General features: G+C 73.3%; 11 protein-coding genes. 6 read left to right on the top strand and 5 right to left on the bottom strand.

Annotation, left to right across the window (positions count from 1 at the left end; genetic code table 11):
* Nucleotides 1-26: 26 nt before the first annotated feature.
* From ACFYV5_RS10545 to ACFYV5_RS10535, 3 genes are all read right to left on the bottom strand, one after another.
* Nucleotides 27-1,121, bottom strand: a complete 1,095-nt coding sequence (locus ACFYV5_RS10545) for a glycosyltransferase family 4 protein (RefSeq protein WP_389166797.1) — start codon at nt 1,119-1,121, stop codon at nt 27-29.
* Nucleotides 1,122-1,202: 81 nt separating this feature from the next.
* Entirely contained in the window at nt 1,203-2,975 is a 1,773-nt protein-coding gene (locus ACFYV5_RS10540; protein ID WP_389166795.1) for a glycosyltransferase, read from the bottom strand.
* A 573-nt stretch (nt 2,976-3,548) separates the two neighbouring features.
* The gene (locus tag ACFYV5_RS10535) at nt 3,549-4,346 is read right to left on the bottom strand and encodes a glycosyltransferase family 2 protein (RefSeq protein WP_389166793.1); all 798 of its coding nucleotides are present in this window, start codon (nt 4,344-4,346) and stop codon (nt 3,549-3,551) included.
* Nucleotides 4,347-4,456: 110 nt separating this feature from the next.
* Here ACFYV5_RS10535 and ACFYV5_RS10530 point away from each other — a divergent pair, with 110 nt between their 5' ends.
* From ACFYV5_RS10530 to ACFYV5_RS10510, 5 genes are all read left to right on the top strand, one after another.
* A complete protein-coding gene (locus tag ACFYV5_RS10530) occupies nt 4,457-6,280 on the top strand; it encodes a glycoside hydrolase family 15 protein (RefSeq protein WP_389166790.1) in 1,824 nt (607 codons plus the stop codon).
* Between the two features lie 184 nt (nt 6,281-6,464).
* Nucleotides 6,465-7,508 (top strand): phosphatase PAP2 family protein, encoded by a 1,044-nt coding sequence (locus ACFYV5_RS10525; protein WP_389166787.1) that lies wholly within the window; start codon nt 6,465-6,467, stop codon nt 7,506-7,508.
* Between the two features lie 45 nt (nt 7,509-7,553).
* Nucleotides 7,554-9,776, top strand: coding sequence for an NADP-dependent isocitrate dehydrogenase (locus tag ACFYV5_RS10520; protein WP_389166784.1), 2,223 nt, complete (start codon nt 7,554-7,556; stop codon nt 9,774-9,776).
* A 96-nt stretch (nt 9,777-9,872) separates the two neighbouring features.
* The gene (locus ACFYV5_RS10515) at nt 9,873-10,163 is read left to right on the top strand and encodes a hypothetical protein (protein WP_355114391.1); all 291 of its coding nucleotides are present in this window, start codon (nt 9,873-9,875) and stop codon (nt 10,161-10,163) included.
* Between the two features lie 87 nt (nt 10,164-10,250).
* Entirely contained in the window at nt 10,251-11,972 is a 1,722-nt protein-coding gene (locus ACFYV5_RS10510; protein ID WP_389166781.1) for a sigma-70 family RNA polymerase sigma factor, read from the top strand.
* A 34-nt stretch (nt 11,973-12,006) separates the two neighbouring features.
* Here ACFYV5_RS10510 and ACFYV5_RS10505 read toward each other — a convergent pair whose 3' ends face one another.
* Nucleotides 12,007-12,849 carry a CAP domain-containing protein gene (locus tag ACFYV5_RS10505; protein WP_389166778.1) on the bottom strand — a complete coding sequence of 281 codons (843 nt, stop codon included), beginning with the start codon at nt 12,847-12,849 and terminating at the stop codon, nt 12,007-12,009.
* Between the two features lie 126 nt (nt 12,850-12,975).
* Nucleotides 12,976-13,884, bottom strand: a complete 909-nt coding sequence (locus ACFYV5_RS10500) for a universal stress protein (RefSeq protein WP_389166775.1) — start codon at nt 13,882-13,884, stop codon at nt 12,976-12,978.
* 270 nt (nt 13,885-14,154) lie between these two features.
* Between ACFYV5_RS10500 and ACFYV5_RS10495 the strand changes: the two genes are divergently transcribed.
* Nucleotides 14,155-16,143: a calcium-binding protein gene (locus ACFYV5_RS10495; protein ID WP_389166772.1), complete on the top strand. Its 1,989-nt coding sequence runs from the start codon at nt 14,155-14,157 to the stop codon at nt 16,141-16,143.
* Nucleotides 16,144-16,161: the final 18 nt, after the last annotated feature.

The following is a 16,161-nucleotide window of genomic DNA, read 5'->3' as shown; positions in this document are numbered from 1 at the left end:
GCCGCTCGCGCGCGGGGTGGGCGGCCTCATGCCAGCAACTCCCGGTAGAGCGCCCCGTACTGGGCGGCGAACCGTTCGGGGCCGAAACGCTCCTCCACGGTGGTCCTCCCCCGCTCCGCGAGCATGTCCCACACCCGGGGCTGGGCGAGCAGCCAGGCGAGCTGCTGCCCGGTCCTGCGCCCGTCCCCTGCGGGGGCGCGCAACACCGCGTCGCCGAAGTCGGCGAACTGGGGGAGATCGCTGAGGATGGCCGGCCGGCCGGTGGCCAGCCCCTGCAGGACGGTCAGCGGGATGTCGGCCTTGCCGCCGATCGTCGGTGGCGGGAAGAGCAGCACATGGGCGGAGGCCAGCAGCGCGTGCATGTCGTCGACGTACCCTCGGACCTCCACGTCCCGCAGCCCGCGTTCCCCGGCCAGCTCCCGCAACTCCTCCTCCAGCGCACCGACGTTCTGCCCCGGGCGCCCCCGCATGGCCAGGACGAGCCGGAACTCGGCCCCCGCGCTCGCCGCCTCGGCGGCGGCCTCGATCGCGGTCACGGCGCCGCCTCGCGGGTCGTGGTGGCCGGCGAAGAGGACCACCGGCAGGCCCGCGGGACGCGGCAGGCAGGGCCACCGATCCAACGGGACCATGGGCGGGATCACCCGTACGTCACCGAAGTCCGCCGCCCGCAGCCGCCGGGCCATCGACTCCGACAGCGCGACCGTCGTCCCCAGCGGACGGGTCCTGGAGAGGTGGCCGGACTCCATCACTCCGGGCACGGTGTGGACGACCGGGCGAGCCCCGAGCATGAGGGGGCGCAGCCAGGAGAAGACGGGAAATGCGCGTCCGATCGTCAGGAAGGCGTGCACCAGATCGACACGGCGTGCCGCCACGGCCCCCACGAGCGCCGACTGCACCCGCCCCGGGACACGCGTCACGCCGTCCCCCGACAGGATCGGGATGCTCCGGCCGTCGGGCCGCGGTCGCCCGCGCGGGCGCGGCCACCGGGAGAACCACACGAAGTCCACGTCGGGCAACGCCCCGAGGACCTCGTCGGCCAGACGCACGTCCGATCCACCCGCTCCGTCCAGCGGGCTGCTGGTGAGGAGAAGGACCCGCGGCCGGCGTGCGCTAGCGCCCATGACCTGCCCCCGTCGGAGCCGCCGCGGCGACGGGGGCCACGGAGAACGCGATGTGCGGCCCTTCCCTCGCCACCTCGGCGGTCAGCGGGTCGACGGCCATGGCGCGCCCCTCCTGTCCCTCCGCGGCCGACGCCCGACGGCCGGAGTGTCGACGAGGCGACGCGTCAGGGCCAGATACCGGCCCGTCATCTCGTCCCAGGTGTAGCGCTGCGCGGCGTGCCCCGCCTGGCGCCCCAGGGTGCCGCGCGCCCGTTCGTCGGTGGCGAGCATGCGCATCCCGTCGGCCAGCGCGGCCACGTCGAACGGCGGCACGGCGACATCGCCGCCGTCACTCATCCAGCGCAGCGCCGGCAGATCGAAATGGAGGACCGGCTTCCCGTACGACATGCCTTCCAGCGCCACCAGGCCGAAGGTCTCGTGGCGTGACGGCATGACCAGGAACGCGCAGTCGCGCAGCAGGTCCCGCTTGAGTCCCTCCCCGGCGTGCCCCACCCAGCGGACGCCGCCGGGGTGCGCGGCGAGCAGCGCCGCCAGCTTCCGCTCCTCCGCCCGGGTGCCACTGCCGGCCAGCAGCAGTGGCATCGGCGGACGGCCCCGCGCGTAGGCGTCGAGCAGCAGGTCGATGCCCTTGATCCAGATGTCGATCCGGCCCAGGAACAGGATGTAGTCGCCGTCGCCGAGCCGGGCGTCGTCGATCTGCCGCTGCTCCACGCCGTTGGCGATCACCTGGACGTCGGCCCGGGGCCGGAGCCGCCGTACGGCGGACGCGTCCGCCTCGCTCAGCACCACGAGGTGCCGGTAGCAGCGCAGCCCGATCCGTTCCACCAGGAAGAACGGGACGTGGTACCTGCGCCACAGCGCCTCGGCGCTGCGGCCCTGCTCGATGCCGACCACCGGGGCGCGGGAGAAGAGCGGCAGGAAGCTCGTCGAGAACGGCGGCGTGAAGTGCTCCAGCCACGCGTCGTGCGGCAGCCTGCGGGCCAGGAAGGGCAGCAGGGCCAGGAAGAGCAGCTGCCCGAGGCGCGGGCCGGCCCAGCGCACGGGGAGGTAGCGGTAGTGGATGCCGTCGTGCTCCCGCGTGCCCCCGCGCAGCCCGGCCGTCACCACCGTCACGTCGAAGTCGTCGCAGAGCCTGCGGGCGACCTTCTCGACCACCAGCGCTCCCTCGCCCCGATAGTCGGGATTGCCCGCGTCGTCGTAGATCGAGACGACGACGCGCTTGCGCGCGGCGCCGGGTGTCCCGTTGTCCGTGTCCCTGCCGCCGCTCCGGCTCCTCGCGCTGTCGAGCATCCGCTCCAGGGCCTCGACCGCCACCAGGGAGGGGGCGCGCTCGCCGTCGAGGCGCGCCACCCGGGGCAGGCGCGAGCCCCAGGAGCGGTGGCGCGCCCGCGGTGTGGCCGGAGCGGCCTCCAGGAGCAGGGTCAGGTCGTAGCGGCGGGCGATCCGGAGGAAGAGCGCCGAGGCCCCGGCACGCGGCGGGAGGTCGAACCTCACCAGCCCGTCCAGCGGTCCACGGTCCGTCAGGACGGCCGTGGGACGGCCCATGGACCGGGCGGACACCAGGCGCCGTGCGACCGTCGTCCGTACGGACAGCTCGCTCGCGTCGAGGAGGGCGTGGGCACGGCGCGTCCACGATCCGCGGCGCGCGGCCCCGCCGGAGGGCGGAGCCCCCTCGCCGTTCTCGACCCCGGCCCGGGGCGGAGCGGTGAACCTGCGGCACAGGAAGCAGCCGTGGCCGTGGACCGTGGCGACACCGAAACCGCGTTCACGCAGCAGCGTCGCCAGGCGCCGGACCAGCGAGGACCTGCCCGTGCCGTCGGGGCCGGACACCGCGACCAGAAGGGGAGCGTTCACCGTGTCCACGAGACCCGCCTCCGCAGTCCGTCGCGCCGCGCCGAGAGCGACGGTCGAGGGTCTCGATGCGCGCGGGAATGATCAGTTCGACGTCCGCCTGGGGGCGGGGGAGTCGTGCGGGCGCGCGCACGTGGACCGCCGCGGGGCCGTCCGGATCGCCGCTGATCAGCGGGTCCCGCGGATGGCGCGGACCGGCCCGAGCCGTCCGATCCGCCGTCGCGCCGGTCGGCCGTGGCGCAGGCGCGGACCGTACGGGAGCGCCGGCGCCGGGCGGCCGCCCGCGGGCGGCGGACGGCGGGAGGGCAGGTCCGGACCGCGACGGGGAGGCGGTCGGAGGCACGCCGTGCGGGATGGGCCGTGGGGCGCCGGGGGAGGACGCGGGCGGGGCGGCGCCGGGAATCGACGGAAGGCCAGTCGGTCACCCGTCGCCGTGGATGCGGAGCGGGTGCCGCCGGGGTCCGGCCGATGCGGAGTGCAGTCACGGCGAGCTTCTTCCGGCAACCGACCCTGCCGAGGGTCTGCCATGCGTCCGAAATGTCTGACTTCCAGCGTTAGCATCCGGTATCTGATCCGTCAAGCGCGATGGGTCTGCTTCGCGTGCTTCTCCGGTCGGGTCGCGGGAGCCAGCCGGTGCAGGGCGTTGTGCGGGCGCTCCTGGAGCAGTCCACCCAGGATGCGCGCCCCGTCCCGGAACGTGCGGGGGTGGGGCGACCCGTGGGGATGCGGCAGTTCGAGGCTGGGCACCTCGGCGATGCGCAGCCCGTAGTGCAGGGCGTGGGTGACCAGTTCGGCGCCGAGCTCGACGCCGTCCTGGCGCAGGTCCAGCAGGTCGACGAAGCCCCGGCGGAAGGCGCAGAAGCCGTACCACAGGTCGGTCAGATGCTGACCGTACAACTGGCGGGCGAGACGGAGCAGCGCGCTGTGGCCGAGCCGTCGCAGCAGCGGATAGTCGGCGAAGTCGCCGCCGGCGATGAAGCGTGAACCCTTGACGAAGTCGTAACCGCTGTTCAGGTAGTGCAGGTAGTGCGGGATCTCCTCCGGGGACATGGAGCCGTCGGCGCCCATCAGCACGATGTGGTCGCCGGTGGCGGCGAGCAGCCCCGCATGGGGGATGTCGCCCGCCTCGCAGTTCCACGGCCCGAGTCTGCGGACGCGGACAGTGCCATGAGCGGTGCGCATGTCGGTGTCGGTGCTGGTGCTGGTGCCGCGTCCGACGAGAACGACCTCCCTGACGTCGGACGGCACCCGCGCGAGCAGCCGGCCTGTATCGCGGTCCCCGGGCCGCACCGGGACGACCAGGCTCACCGTGCGGCCGTCGCCTCCCGGCGCCCGGTCGGTCGACCGGCGCAGCGGATGCGGCCCCTTACTCATCGGTATGGCCTCCGGGATCGGTCTTCTCCGGGCGGCTTGTTATGCGGGAGAGTGGGAATCCATCGAATTCTCCTCCGCACGGCTCCCCTCCACGGTATTACACTCCCTTCATGGCAGGGCGAATTGAGGACTATGCCCTCATCGGGGATTTGGAGACGGCCGCTCTCATAGGAATGGACGGGGCTGTCGACTGGTGGTGCGCCCCACGCTTCGATTCGCCCGCCTGCTTCGCCGCGATCCTGGGGTCCGAGTCCCACGGTCAATGGATCCTCGCGCCGACCGGTAAACGCCCGTGCAGTCGCCGGAGTTATCGGGCCGACACCCTGGTGCTGGAATCCGTCTGGGAATCCGTCTCCGGCACCGTACGCATCACGGATTTCATGCCGCCGCGCGAACAGGCGCCGCGGATCGTCCGGTTGGTCGAATGCCTCGCCGGGCAGGTAGCTCTGCACGGCGAGTTGCGGATGCGCTTCAACAACGGCAGCGTCGTCCCCTGGTCGCGGCTCACCGACCCCCGTACGGTCGCGACCGTGGCCGGCCCGGACGCGGCGTATCTGCGCTGCGGGCCGGGCACCGACATCACCGTCACCGACGGATGCACCTCGCTCGACCTCTCCTTGACGGCAGGTCAGCGCGCCTCCTTCGTGCTCGCCTGGAGCCCCTCCCATTCCGTGCCTCCCCCCATGCCGGACGTGGAGGCGGAGTTGGCCCGCACGCTCGCCTTCTGGGACGAATGGACGTCGAATCTCCGCTATGACGGCCCGTATCGCGAAGCGGTCGTCCGATCACTCATCACCCTGAAGGCCCTCACCTACGAACCGACCGGCGGAGTCATCGCCGCGGCCACCGCCTCGCTCCCCGAATCCATAGGAGGCCAGCGGAATTGGGACTATCGATTCTGCTGGCTGCGCGATTCCACCTTCACCCTTTCCTGTCTGCTGCGCAGCGGATACCGCCGCGAGGCGCTCTCCTGGAAGGACTGGCTCGTCCGCGCCGTCGCGGGCGACCCCGCAGATCTGCAGCCGCTGTACGGCGTGGCGGGACAGCGCAACCTCCGCGAGGTGCTCGCCGACTGGCTGCCGGGATACGAGGACTCACGCCCCGTCCGGTTCGGCAACGCGGCCGTCGACCAGTTCCAGCTGGACATCTACGGCGAGGTGCTGGGCACGATCTACTCGGCCGTCCGGGCCGGAGTCGCCATCGACCCACACGTCTGGACTCTGATGGCCTCGCTCCTGGAGTACGTCGAGAAGCGCTGGCAGGACCCGGACGAGGGCATCTGGGAAGTCCGCGGCCCGCGCCGCCACTTCGTCCACTCCAAGATCATGGCCTGGGTCGCGGCCGACCGTGCCCTGCGTCTGGCCCGGGTCGCCGGCCTGCGCACCTCCGTCCGGCGCTGGCAGGCCCTGCGCCGCGATCTCCACGACGAGATCTGCGCGCGCGGCTGGAGCGACGAACAGCAGTCGTTCGTGCAGTACTACGGAGCCCGGCGGATCGACGCGACCGCGCTGCTGATCCCCCGGCTCGGCTTCCTCCCCGCGACCGACCCGCGCGTCCTGAGCACCGTCCGGGCGATCGGGGGCCTCGACGACAACGGATTCCTGCGGCGGTACGCGGACGTGAGCAACGGCGAGGTCCATGAGGTGGACGGCGTACGCGGCGCCGAAGGGACCTTCCTGGCCTGCACGTTCTGGTACGCCGACGCACTGTCGATGACGGGCCGCCATGCCGAGGCGCGCACCGTCTTCGAGCGGGTCCTGGACGTCCGTAACGACGTGGGCCTGCTTGCCGAGGAATGGGATCCGCACGCCCGTCGCCAGCTGGGCAACATGCCTCAGGCCCTCAGCCATGTCGCCCTGGTCAACACGGCGTTCACCCTGTTCGGGACACGCCGGCACGATCGTTCGGCCCTGGGGCGCTCCGCCGTGACGTGATCCCGGCGGCCTCGACGGCCGCTCGCCCTGCTCCCGGGGCCCGACGACCCCGTACCGGCCAGGACCGCCGATCGCCGGAGCAGACGGCCCGCCGCGCGGCCGACGGCCCCGGAAACGCCCGGTCGGCGATTCGTTCGGGTGCGCCCAGCGGGCGGGCGAGCCGCCGTCGGGTTCGAATCGGACCATGGCTCCCTACGAGAGGCTCCGTACCGACGGCAGCACGCAGTCGCTGGACACCAGCACCTGGTGGTACGCCGCCGTCGCCGGTGAAGCGGCCGATTCCTTCAGCACCCGCGTACGTAAAAGGATGCGGCACGCCTGCCTCGGCTCGGTCCTGCTGTTCGCGGTCGTCTACGCCGGCCTCGTGCTGACCGCCACGGGCCAGCGCTGGGAGAACGCGGTGCTCGCCGGCCGGCTGACCGACGAGACGCTGGCCGCCGCCCACGAGGCGAACCGCACCCTGCAGTACATCACCGTGTACTCCCTGGCCGTCGCCCTGCTGGTGCTGACCGTCATCGGGATGCTCCGCCGCCGGTACGCGCTCACGGTCGTCGCCCTGGGCACCGTCGGGCTCTCCCTGTTCCTCGTCGAGGTGCTCAAGCGCTACGTCCTGTTCCGCCCGGACCTGGTCGACGCGCCGCCGCGGCTCATCCCCAACAGTTTCCCGAGCGGACACACCACGATCGCGATGAGCGTGATGTTCGGCCTGGCCCTCGTCGTCCCGTACCGGGCACGCGGCCTCGCCGTGGGCCTCTGTGCCCTGTGGGCGATGGCCGTGGGCGCGTACACCGTGGCCGCCGGGTGGCACCGGCCCAGCGACACGATCGGTGCCGACCTGATCGTCCTCGCCGTGGCCTGCGGGCTCGTCGCGGTCATGGCCCGCCGCGGCCGGGTCGGCCCCGGGCGCAGGCGCCCCCTCCCGCTGCGCACCCTCCTCGTGCTCCTGCTTCTCTGCGTCGCCGCGGTGGGCGGCCTCGGCCTCGGCACCGTGCTGCTCGTCGACTCGATGTTCGCCCCGCAGCCCACCGACCCCTACCTTCCCCACCTCGCCTACCGGTCCGGACACGCCCTGGCCGCCGGGGCGAGCGCGGCGGTCACGCTCGTGCTGCTCGCCCTGCTGCGCCATGTCGACCTGGACGCCCGCCCCACCCACTACCGGCTCACGGGCACCCCCGTTCCGCCCGAGCCGGGGCCCTTTCCCACCGAGGCCGATCACGAGATATCTTGATGTCGAGCAATCTCGCAGACGCAGACGTGGAGCGGAGCACACCCGGTGACTGACTCGACCATCATCTACACGCACACTGACGAGGCGCCCGCCCTGGCGACGTACTCGTTCCTGCCCGTGATCCAGGCCTACGCCTCGACCGCCGGGATCAATGTCGAGACCCGTGACATCTCCCTGGCCGGCCGCATCATCGCCAGCTTCCCCGAGCGTCTCGAAGAGGGGCAGCGCATCGAGGACGCCCTCGCCGAGCTCGGCGCGCTGGCCAAGACGCCCGAGGCCAACATCATCAAGCTGCCGAACATCTCGGCGTCCATCCCGCAGCTCAAGGCCGCGATCGCCGAGCTCCAGGCGCAGGGCTACGCCCTCCCGGACTACCCGGACGACCCGCAGACCGACGAGGACAAGGACGTCCGCGCCCGGTACGACAAGGTCAAGGGCAGCGCCGTCAACCCGGTCCTGCGCGAGGGCAACTCCGACCGCCGCGCCCCCGCCTCGGTCAAGAACTACGCGAAGACCCACCCGCACCGCATGGGTGCCTGGGTCTCCGACTCGAAGTCCAACGTCGCCACCATGGGCGAGAACGACTTCCGCTCCACCGAGAAGTCCACCGTCGTCTCCGAGGACGGCACGCTGCGCATCGAGCACGTCGCCGCCGACGGCACCACCACCGTCCTGCGCGAGTCGGTCCCGGTCCTCGCCGGTGAGGTCGTCGACGCCTCCGTCATGCACGTCGCCGCCCTGCGCACCTTCCTCGGCGAGCAGATCGCCCGCGCCAAGGCCGAGGACGTGCTCTTCTCCGTCCACCTCAAGGCCACGATGATGAAGGTCTCGGACCCGATCATCTTCGGCCACGTCGTGCGCGCCTTCTTCCCGAAGACCTTCGCGAAGTACGGCGAGGTGCTCGCCGCCGCCGGTCTGTCCCCCAACGACGGCCTCGGCACCATCCTGAACGGCCTCGCCTCCGTGCCGCACGTCGGCGAGGAGATCAAGGCGTCCTTCGAGGCCGAGATCGCCGAGGGCCCGGCCCTCGCGATGGTCGACTCCGACAAGGGCATCACCAACCTGCACGTGCCGTCCGACGTCATCGTCGACGCCTCCATGCCGGCCATGATCCGCACCTCCGGCCACATGTGGGGCCCGGACGGCCAGGAGGCCGACACCCTCGCCGTCCTCCCGGACAGCAGCTACTCCGGTGTCTACCAGGCCGTCATCGACGACTGCCGCGCCCACGGCGCCTTCGACCCGTCGACCATGGGCTCCGTCCCCAACGTCGGCCTGATGGCGCAGAAGGCCGAGGAGTACGGCTCCCACGACAAGACCTTCGAGATCGCCGCGGCCGGCACCGTCCGCCTCGTCGACACCGCCGGCAACGTCGTCCTGGAGCAGGAGGTCGCCGAGGGCGACATCTTCCGCGCCTGCCAGACCAAGGACCTGCCGATCCAGGACTGGGTCAAGCTCGCCGTGACCCGCGCCCGCGCCACCGGCTCCCCGGCCGTCTTCTGGCTGGACGAGACCCGCGCGCACGACGCCCAGCTGATCGCCAAGGTCAAGCAGTACCTCCCGCAGCACGACACCGAGGGCCTGGAGATCAAGATCCTCTCCCCGGTCGAGGCCACCGCGTTCTCCCTGGAGCGCATCCGCCGCGGCGAGGACACCATCTCGGTCACCGGCAACGTGCTCCGTGACTACCTGACCGACCTCTTCCCGATCCTGGAGCTGGGCACCAGCGCCAAGATGCTCTCGGTCGTCCCGCTGATGAACGGCGGCGGTCTGTTCGAGACGGGCGCCGGCGGCTCCGCCCCCAAGCACGTCCAGCAGCTCGTCAAGGAGAACTACCTCCGCTGGGACTCCCTCGGCGAGTTCCTCGCCCTCGCGGTCTCCTTCGAGCACCTGGCGACCACCACCGGCAACGCCCGCGCCCAGGTCCTCGCCGACACCCTCGACCGCGCCACCGGCACCTTCCTCAACGAGGACAAGTCGCCGAGCCGTCGCCTCGGTGGTATCGACAACCGCGGCAGCCACTTCTACCTGGCCATGTACTGGGCCCAGGAGCTGGCCAGGCAGACCGACGACGCGCAGCTCGCGGAGGCATTCTCCGGTCTGGCCAAGACCCTGACCGAGCAGGAGGAGACCATCGTCTCCGAGCTCAACGCGGTGCAGGGCTCCCCGGCCGACATCGGTGGCTACTACCGGCCGGACGCGGCCAAGGCCGCGGCCGTGATGCGTCCGTCCGCCACCTTCAACGAGGCCATCGCGTCCCTCGCCTGATCCCGGCGCGACAGTGGTTCCGCCCCGGCCGGAGTTCTTCCGGCCGGGGCGGTCCTGTCGGTGGCGGATGTGGCATTCGGGTGTGAACCTTGAGGGATGAGCTGGGCATCATGGACGACCCCCGGCGTCTACACCGGGCGTGGTGGGGTGCTCACCGACGAAGTCGGTCCGGTCACGGGCGACGTGACCGTGCACACCACCTGGGCAGAGGGCGAAGCACGCGTGGCCGTGCAGTACAGCGGCGCGTCCGACTGGTTCACGATGTCGGGCAGTCCGGTTCCGTGCGCGACGGAGAGGGAGAGCCGCGATCTCCACGAGGCCGCGGTCGAGGCGGTGCGGGAGGGGAACGCGGCCACCGTGCCGTCCCTGTCACGACCTCCGGCATGAACATCGTCGCGAAGTGTTATCCCACCCGCGTCCACGGGTCTCCTCACGACGGGGACGGACAGACCCAGGCATGAGGGAGCAGGCAGGATGCACAGCGACGAGCGCGGCACGGCCGCACTGGTGGACGCGGCCGCGGCAGGGGACCGGCACGCCGGTGAGCGGCTGATCCGCGCGTACCTTCCGCTCGTCTACAACATCGTCGGCCGTGCGCTCGACGGGCACGCCGATGTCGACGACGTCGTGCAGGAGACGATGTTCCGCGCGCTGGACGGACTGCCCGGGCTGCGCGACCCCGAACGTTTCCGGTCCTGGCTGGTCGCGATCGCGATGAATCAGGTCCGCCGGCGCTGGCGTGAGCGGCAGGCGGGGCCGCTGCCCGGCCTCGACCGGGCGGCCGAGCTCCCCGATCCCGCCGGAGACTTCGTCGACCTCACCATTCTGCGGCTCGGCCTGTCCGGGCAGCGACGCGAGGTCGCCGAGGCGACCCGCTGGCTGGACGAGACCGACCGCGAGCTGCTCGCCCTGTGGTGGCTGGAGGCGGGCGGCGAACTGAGCCGGGCGGAGCTCGCCGAGGCCCTGGCCGTCACCCCCGCGCACGCGGCGGTCCGCGTCCAGCGGATGAAGGACCGGCTGGAGACCGGCCGGGCCGTCGTCCGGGCCCTCGCCGCGCGGCCGCCCTGCGCGGCCCTGGCCCGCGTGACCGCGGCCTGGGACGGGCGCCCGGCTCCTGTATGGCGCAAGCGCATCGCCCGCCACGCGATGGGTTGCGCCCCGTGCGGCCGCACCCGCGCGGGCCTCGCCCCCGCCGAGGGGCTCCTGGTGGGCCTCGGCCTGATCCCGCCCCTGCTTCTCTGGCCCGCGGCCCACCCGGACACCCAGGCGGCCGCCTGGGCGGGCGACGCCCCCGACCCGACCGGCTCGGCCCCGGACCCTCTCGCGGGAGCAGCCCCGGACCCGCACGCGGGGGCTGTCCCGGACCCGCACGCGGGGGCTGTCCCGGACCCGCTCACGGACGCGGTCCCGGACCCGCTCACGAACGTGGTCCCGGACCCCTCCCTGTCCGCGGGCGCAGGGCCCGGCCCGATTCCGTACGGGGGCACAGGGCCGGCCTCGGGTTCGTACCAGGGGCGGCCACCGGTCACGGAGGCCGGGCGGGGCGACGGCGGGCCGATGGCCGGCAGCGGCGAGGGCGGGGGTTCGCTGCGGCGGGCCTGGGTCGCCGGGGCGGTGGCCCTGGGCGTACTCGGCGGGGTCATCCTGCTCGTACCGTCCGAGCCGGAGGCGCGGGAGCCCGCGCCCGCCGCGCCCGTGGCGGCTCCGCCCCCGGCGCCGACGACCCCGCCCGGAGCGAGCGGCACCACCGCCGCGCCCACCCCGCCCCCGTCCCCGAAGGCCACCGCGACGCCCACCCCGGCACGGACGGTCACCGCCGAGGAGCGGCTGACCCGACTCGTCAACCAGCGTCGCGCGCAGGCGGGTTGCGCGCCACTGCGGACGGATCCCCGGCTCGCCGGGGCCGCCCGTGCCTACGCCCGGGACATGGTCCGGCGTGGCTACTACGCCCACAGCAGCCCCGAGGGCGCGTTCGCCGACGCACGGATCTCGTCGGCCGGTTACGCCTGGTCCGCCTGGGCGGAGAACCTGGCGCGCGGCACGGCCGACCCGGCCGCCGTCTTCGAGGGCTGGATGGACGGCGGGATGCACCAGGAGAACATGCTGGACTGCCGTTACCGCCACACGGGAGTCGCCGCCGTACCCGGCCCGGACGGCACGGTGTGGGTGCAGAAGCTGGCCTCGCCCGCCTCCTGAACCCACACCGCCCGCCCGACGGCGCGCGCTCCGGTCAGCGGGCGCTGCCGAAGTTCTGCACCCACCAGGGGCCGTTGGCGCTCAGGTTCACCCCGACGCCGATGTCCTTGAACGAGCAGTTGAGCATGTTGCGGCGGTGCCCGTCGCTGTTCATCCAGTCCTCCACCGCCTCGGCGGGGGTCTTCGGGCCGCGGTGGATGTTCTCGGCCCAGCTGGACCACGTGTATCCGGCGGCCGTGATCCGGTCGCCCGCGTCCCGCCCGTCGGGGCTGTTGTGGTCGTAGTAGTCGCGCGCCGCCATGTCGTCCGCGTGGGCCTGGGCGGCGTTCCGCAGCCGGCCGTTGGAGCGGAGCGGGTCACAACCCGCCTTCTCCCGCTCGGCGTTGGCGAGCGAGACGACCTGGTCGATGTACCGGTCGGCCGTCCCGACGGCGGGCGCTGCCTTCTCCGGCGTGGGCCGTGTCGTCGCCGGCTCCTGGACCGGCGTGGGCCGGCCGGACGAGGGGGCCGACGCGGACACGGACGCCGCCGCCGACACGGACGGGGCAGGGGGCGGGGTGACCGAAGGGGCGGTGGTCACGGCGCCCGGCGTCCGTTCCGAGGCCGCGGCCGACGGTACGGATCCCTCCAGGAGGGGGCCCACCTGCGCCAGGGCGACCGCGTCCGGACGGGTGGCCGCATCCTCCGGAGTGCCCAGGGACGCCACGTACGCCCCGGCCGCCACGGTGAGGACCGCCGTCGCCGTACCCGCGACCGTCACGGCCGTACGGAAGGACGGCACGCGGCGCGCGTGACGGCCCGCGCCTCCTCCTCTGCGGTGCCTGCCGCCGCCGTTCGTCCGCTGGTCGTCGGTGCTGCGCTCGTCGTGGTGCTGCATGTGCTCCGCTCTCTTCTCCGGGTCCACCGGACCGTCCGGCACAAGGGAGAGCCGCCAGGGCGACGGCCATAACACTTTCCGCCCCCCGGATCATCGACACACCTCGTCAACGCGGTGCGCCCCGCCTCACTCGTGCGGCACGACCGCCACCGGGCACGGCGCCAGGTGCAGCGCCGCGTGGGCCACCGAACCGATCCGGGGCCCGATCGCCCCGCGCCGCGCCCGCCGCCCGACCACCAGGAGCCCGGCGTCGCCCGAGACTCCGAGCAGCACCTGTCCCGCGCTGCCGATCTCCACGTGCTCGTCGACCCCCACCTCGGGGAACCGCTCCCGCCACGGGGTCAGCGCCTCACGCAGCGCCTTCTTCTCGTACGGGACGAGGCCGCCGGCCTCGTCGGCGAGCGCCAGCGCACTCGACGTGGGGCTGTAGGCGTACAGCGGCGGCAGGCTCCACGCCCGTACCGCGCGGACGGACGCGCCCCGGGCCGCCGCCGTCTCGAAGGCGAAGCGCAGCGCCGGCGCGCTGTCCTCCGCCCCGCCCAGCTGACCGACGACGATCACGCCGCCGCCGTCCGGGTGCTCGCCGCGGTGCTTGCCCACCTCGCCGGCGTCCTCGCCGTCCCGCGAACGCACCGCCACCACCGGCCGGTGGGCGGCCGCGATGATCTGCTGACCGTAGGAACCGAGCAGGAAGCCGGCCACCGCCCCGTGCCCGCGCGAGCCGATGACCACCATCTCGGCCCGCTCCTCGGTGCTCAGCAGCGCGGCGACCGGGGTGTCGGGCACCACCTCGGCGGTGAGCGGGAGTGTGGGATGCCGCTCGGCGAGAGCCGACTCGGCCTTCCGCAGCACGTCGTCGGCCATCCGCTCCTGGCTCGCCCGGTCCTGTCGGAGCGGGAGGTCGAGCGGGTCCCAGCGCCAGGCGTGGACCAGCCGCAGGGGCAGGCGCCGGCGTCCCGCCTCGCGGGCGGCCCAGTCGGCCGCCGCGAGACTCTCGGGGGAACCGTCCACTCCCGCGACGATCTCTCGACTCATCAGGCTGCCTCCGTCATCCGTGGCGGGCCCGGTCCGTCGACCGGCCCTTCTCGCTTCCGGGCAGGGGAGCCTCGACCGCTCGACCAGAGGGCCGGACGTCCCCCCATGACGGTACGTCGGTCCGCGGGCCACCGCCTCCGCTCACTCCGGAGAGTGGATCAGGAGCGCCAGTGGGCGCAGCCCCGACCGCTGCTGAGTCGTCGTCAGGGTGCCGCGCCGGGACTCTGAGGCCGATGGTTCGCCGGATGACGACGAGAGGCGAGTGGACCTGTGACGTCCCCCTTCAGTTCTGTACCGAGACCGGCCGCGGCCCGGCGCGCCGCGCTGGCGGCGGTCGCCGCCACGGCGCTGGTCGTGGCCCTTCCCACCCCGGCGCAGGCCGCCCCCGGCGACCTGGATCCGGGCTTCGGTGACGCCGGCCGCCTGGTGAGCGACCTCGGAGCCGAGGAGGAGGCGCGGGCGGTGACCGTGCAGCCGGACGGCCGCATCGTGGCCGTCGGCTTCGGGACACCCCAGGGGGCGGGCGATTTCGCGCTGGCCCGCTACCACCCCGACGGCAGCCGGGACCTGAGCTTCGGCGACACCGGCCGGGTCTTCACCGACATCGACGGCGGCGGCGACGTCGCGCAGGGCGTCGCGCTCCAGCAGAACGGCGCGATCGTGGTCGCCGGCACGAGCGAGTCGAGCGAGGGCGGCTTCTTCATCACCGTCGCCCGCTACCACCCGGACGGCACGCCCGACCTCGGGTTCGGCGGTGACGGCCGGGTCGTCACCGACTTCGGGACCGGAGGCGCCGACGATGGCACCTCGGTCGCCGTCCAGCCGGACGGGCTGATCGTGGTCGCGGGCCAGAGCGCGGGCGACTTCGCGCTCGCCCGCTATAACCCCGACGGCACTCTGGACACCGGTTTCGGCACCGACGGGCGAGTGACCACCGACTTCGACGGAGGCGCCGACGCGGCCCGCTCGCTCGCCGTGCAGGCCGACGGCCGGATCGTCGCCGCCGGCCACCACGGGGCGGGCCCGAACTACGATTTCGCGGTGGCCCGGTACACCACCGGCGGCAGTCTCGACACCACCTTCAGCGCCGACGGGCGGGCGACCGTCGACTTCGGCGCCACCGACATGGCCCACGGCGTCGCGGTCCACTCCGACGGCCGGATCGTCGCCGCGGGAGCGTCCGGCAACGACTTCGCGGTCGCCCGGCTGCTCGCCGACGGCGCCCCCGACCCCGCGTTCAGCGGCGACGGCAGGACGACCACCGACTTCGACGGGGGCGGTGAACTCGCCCGCGCCGTGGTCCTCCAGCCCGACGGCCGGATCGTGGCGGGCGGCAACAGGGCGGGCGACTTCGCCCTGGCCCGCTACCAGACCGACGGCAGTCTCGACACGGGCTTCAGCGGCGACGGCAGGGCGGTCACCGACTTCGGCGGCGGATTCGAGATCGCGTACGGACTCGCCCTGCAGGGTGACGGGAACATCGTCGCCGCCGGGCACCGCGACGGTGACTTCGCGCTCGCCCGCTACCAGGGAGGCGGCGGCGCACCTCTGCCGACCGGCGCGGACCTGAGGGTGACCAAGAGCGGTCCGACGTCCGTCGTGCTCGGCACCCGCGTCACCTACACCGTGACGGTCACCAACCTCGGTAGCGCCGCCTCGGCCACCGGCGTCACCCTCACCGACGCCCACACCGGTCCCGGCACGCTGATCTCGGCCGCCCCCGGGCAGGGCACCTGCTCCCTGGCCGGCGCCACCGCGACCTGCGCGCTGGGCACGCTCGCGCCCGGCGCGTCCGTCGGTGTGAGCGTCGTCGTCGAGCCGTCCGCCGCCGGAACCATCGGCGACACCGCCACCGTCTCGGCCTCCGGGAGCGATCCCGTCCCGGGGAACAACTCGGCCGGTGTGACGACGACCGTGGCCAACTCCCGCGGCTGCACCGTCGTGGGCACGAGCGGCGCCGACCGCCTCTACGGCACCGCCGGCGACGACGTGGTCTGTGGTCTCGGCGGCAACGACGTCATCACCCCCGGGAACGGCAACGACACCGTCTACGGCGGCCACGGCAACGACACCGTCGACGGCGGCTACGGTGCCGACCGGCTCTTCGGCGAGGCGGGGAACGACAGCGTGACCGGCTCGTACGGCAACGACACGCTCCACACCGTGGACGGCGTCTCGGGCAACGACAGCGCTCACGGAGGTCCGGGCACCGACTCCTGCTCCACCGACGCGGGCGACACCCGCACCGGCTGCCCCTGACCGGACCGGAAGGGACCC

It is taken from the genome of Streptomyces sp. NPDC003035 (assembly GCF_042888285.1).
Classification (GTDB): Bacteria; Actinomycetota; Actinomycetes; order Streptomycetales; family Streptomycetaceae; genus Streptomyces.
The sequence above is the reverse complement of the archived record's forward strand: the minus strand, read 5'-3'. Positions and strand labels throughout refer to the sequence as shown.

Bases quoted from the DNA above. Each gene is read 5' to 3' on its own strand.
- ACFYV5_RS10545 (WP_389166797.1), bottom strand. From the start codon at position 1,121: ATGGGCGCTAGCGCACGCCGGCCGCGGGTCCTTCTCCTCACCAGCAGC.
- ACFYV5_RS10535 (WP_389166793.1), bottom strand. From the start codon at position 4,346: ATGAGTAAGGGGCCGCATCCGCTGCGCCGGTCGACCGACCGGGCGCCG.
- ACFYV5_RS10530 (WP_389166790.1), top strand. From the start codon at position 4,457: ATGGCAGGGCGAATTGAGGACTATGCCCTCATCGGGGATTTGGAGACG.
- ACFYV5_RS10525 (WP_389166787.1), top strand. From the start codon at position 6,465: ATGGCTCCCTACGAGAGGCTCCGTACCGACGGCAGCACGCAGTCGCTG.
- ACFYV5_RS10515 (WP_355114391.1), top strand. From the start codon at position 9,873: ATGAGCTGGGCATCATGGACGACCCCCGGCGTCTACACCGGGCGTGGT.
- ACFYV5_RS10510 (WP_389166781.1), top strand. From the start codon at position 10,251: ATGCACAGCGACGAGCGCGGCACGGCCGCACTGGTGGACGCGGCCGCG.
- ACFYV5_RS10505 (WP_389166778.1), bottom strand. From the start codon at position 12,849: ATGCAGCACCACGACGAGCGCAGCACCGACGACCAGCGGACGAACGGC.
- ACFYV5_RS10500 (WP_389166775.1), bottom strand. From the start codon at position 13,884: ATGAGTCGAGAGATCGTCGCGGGAGTGGACGGTTCCCCCGAGAGTCTC.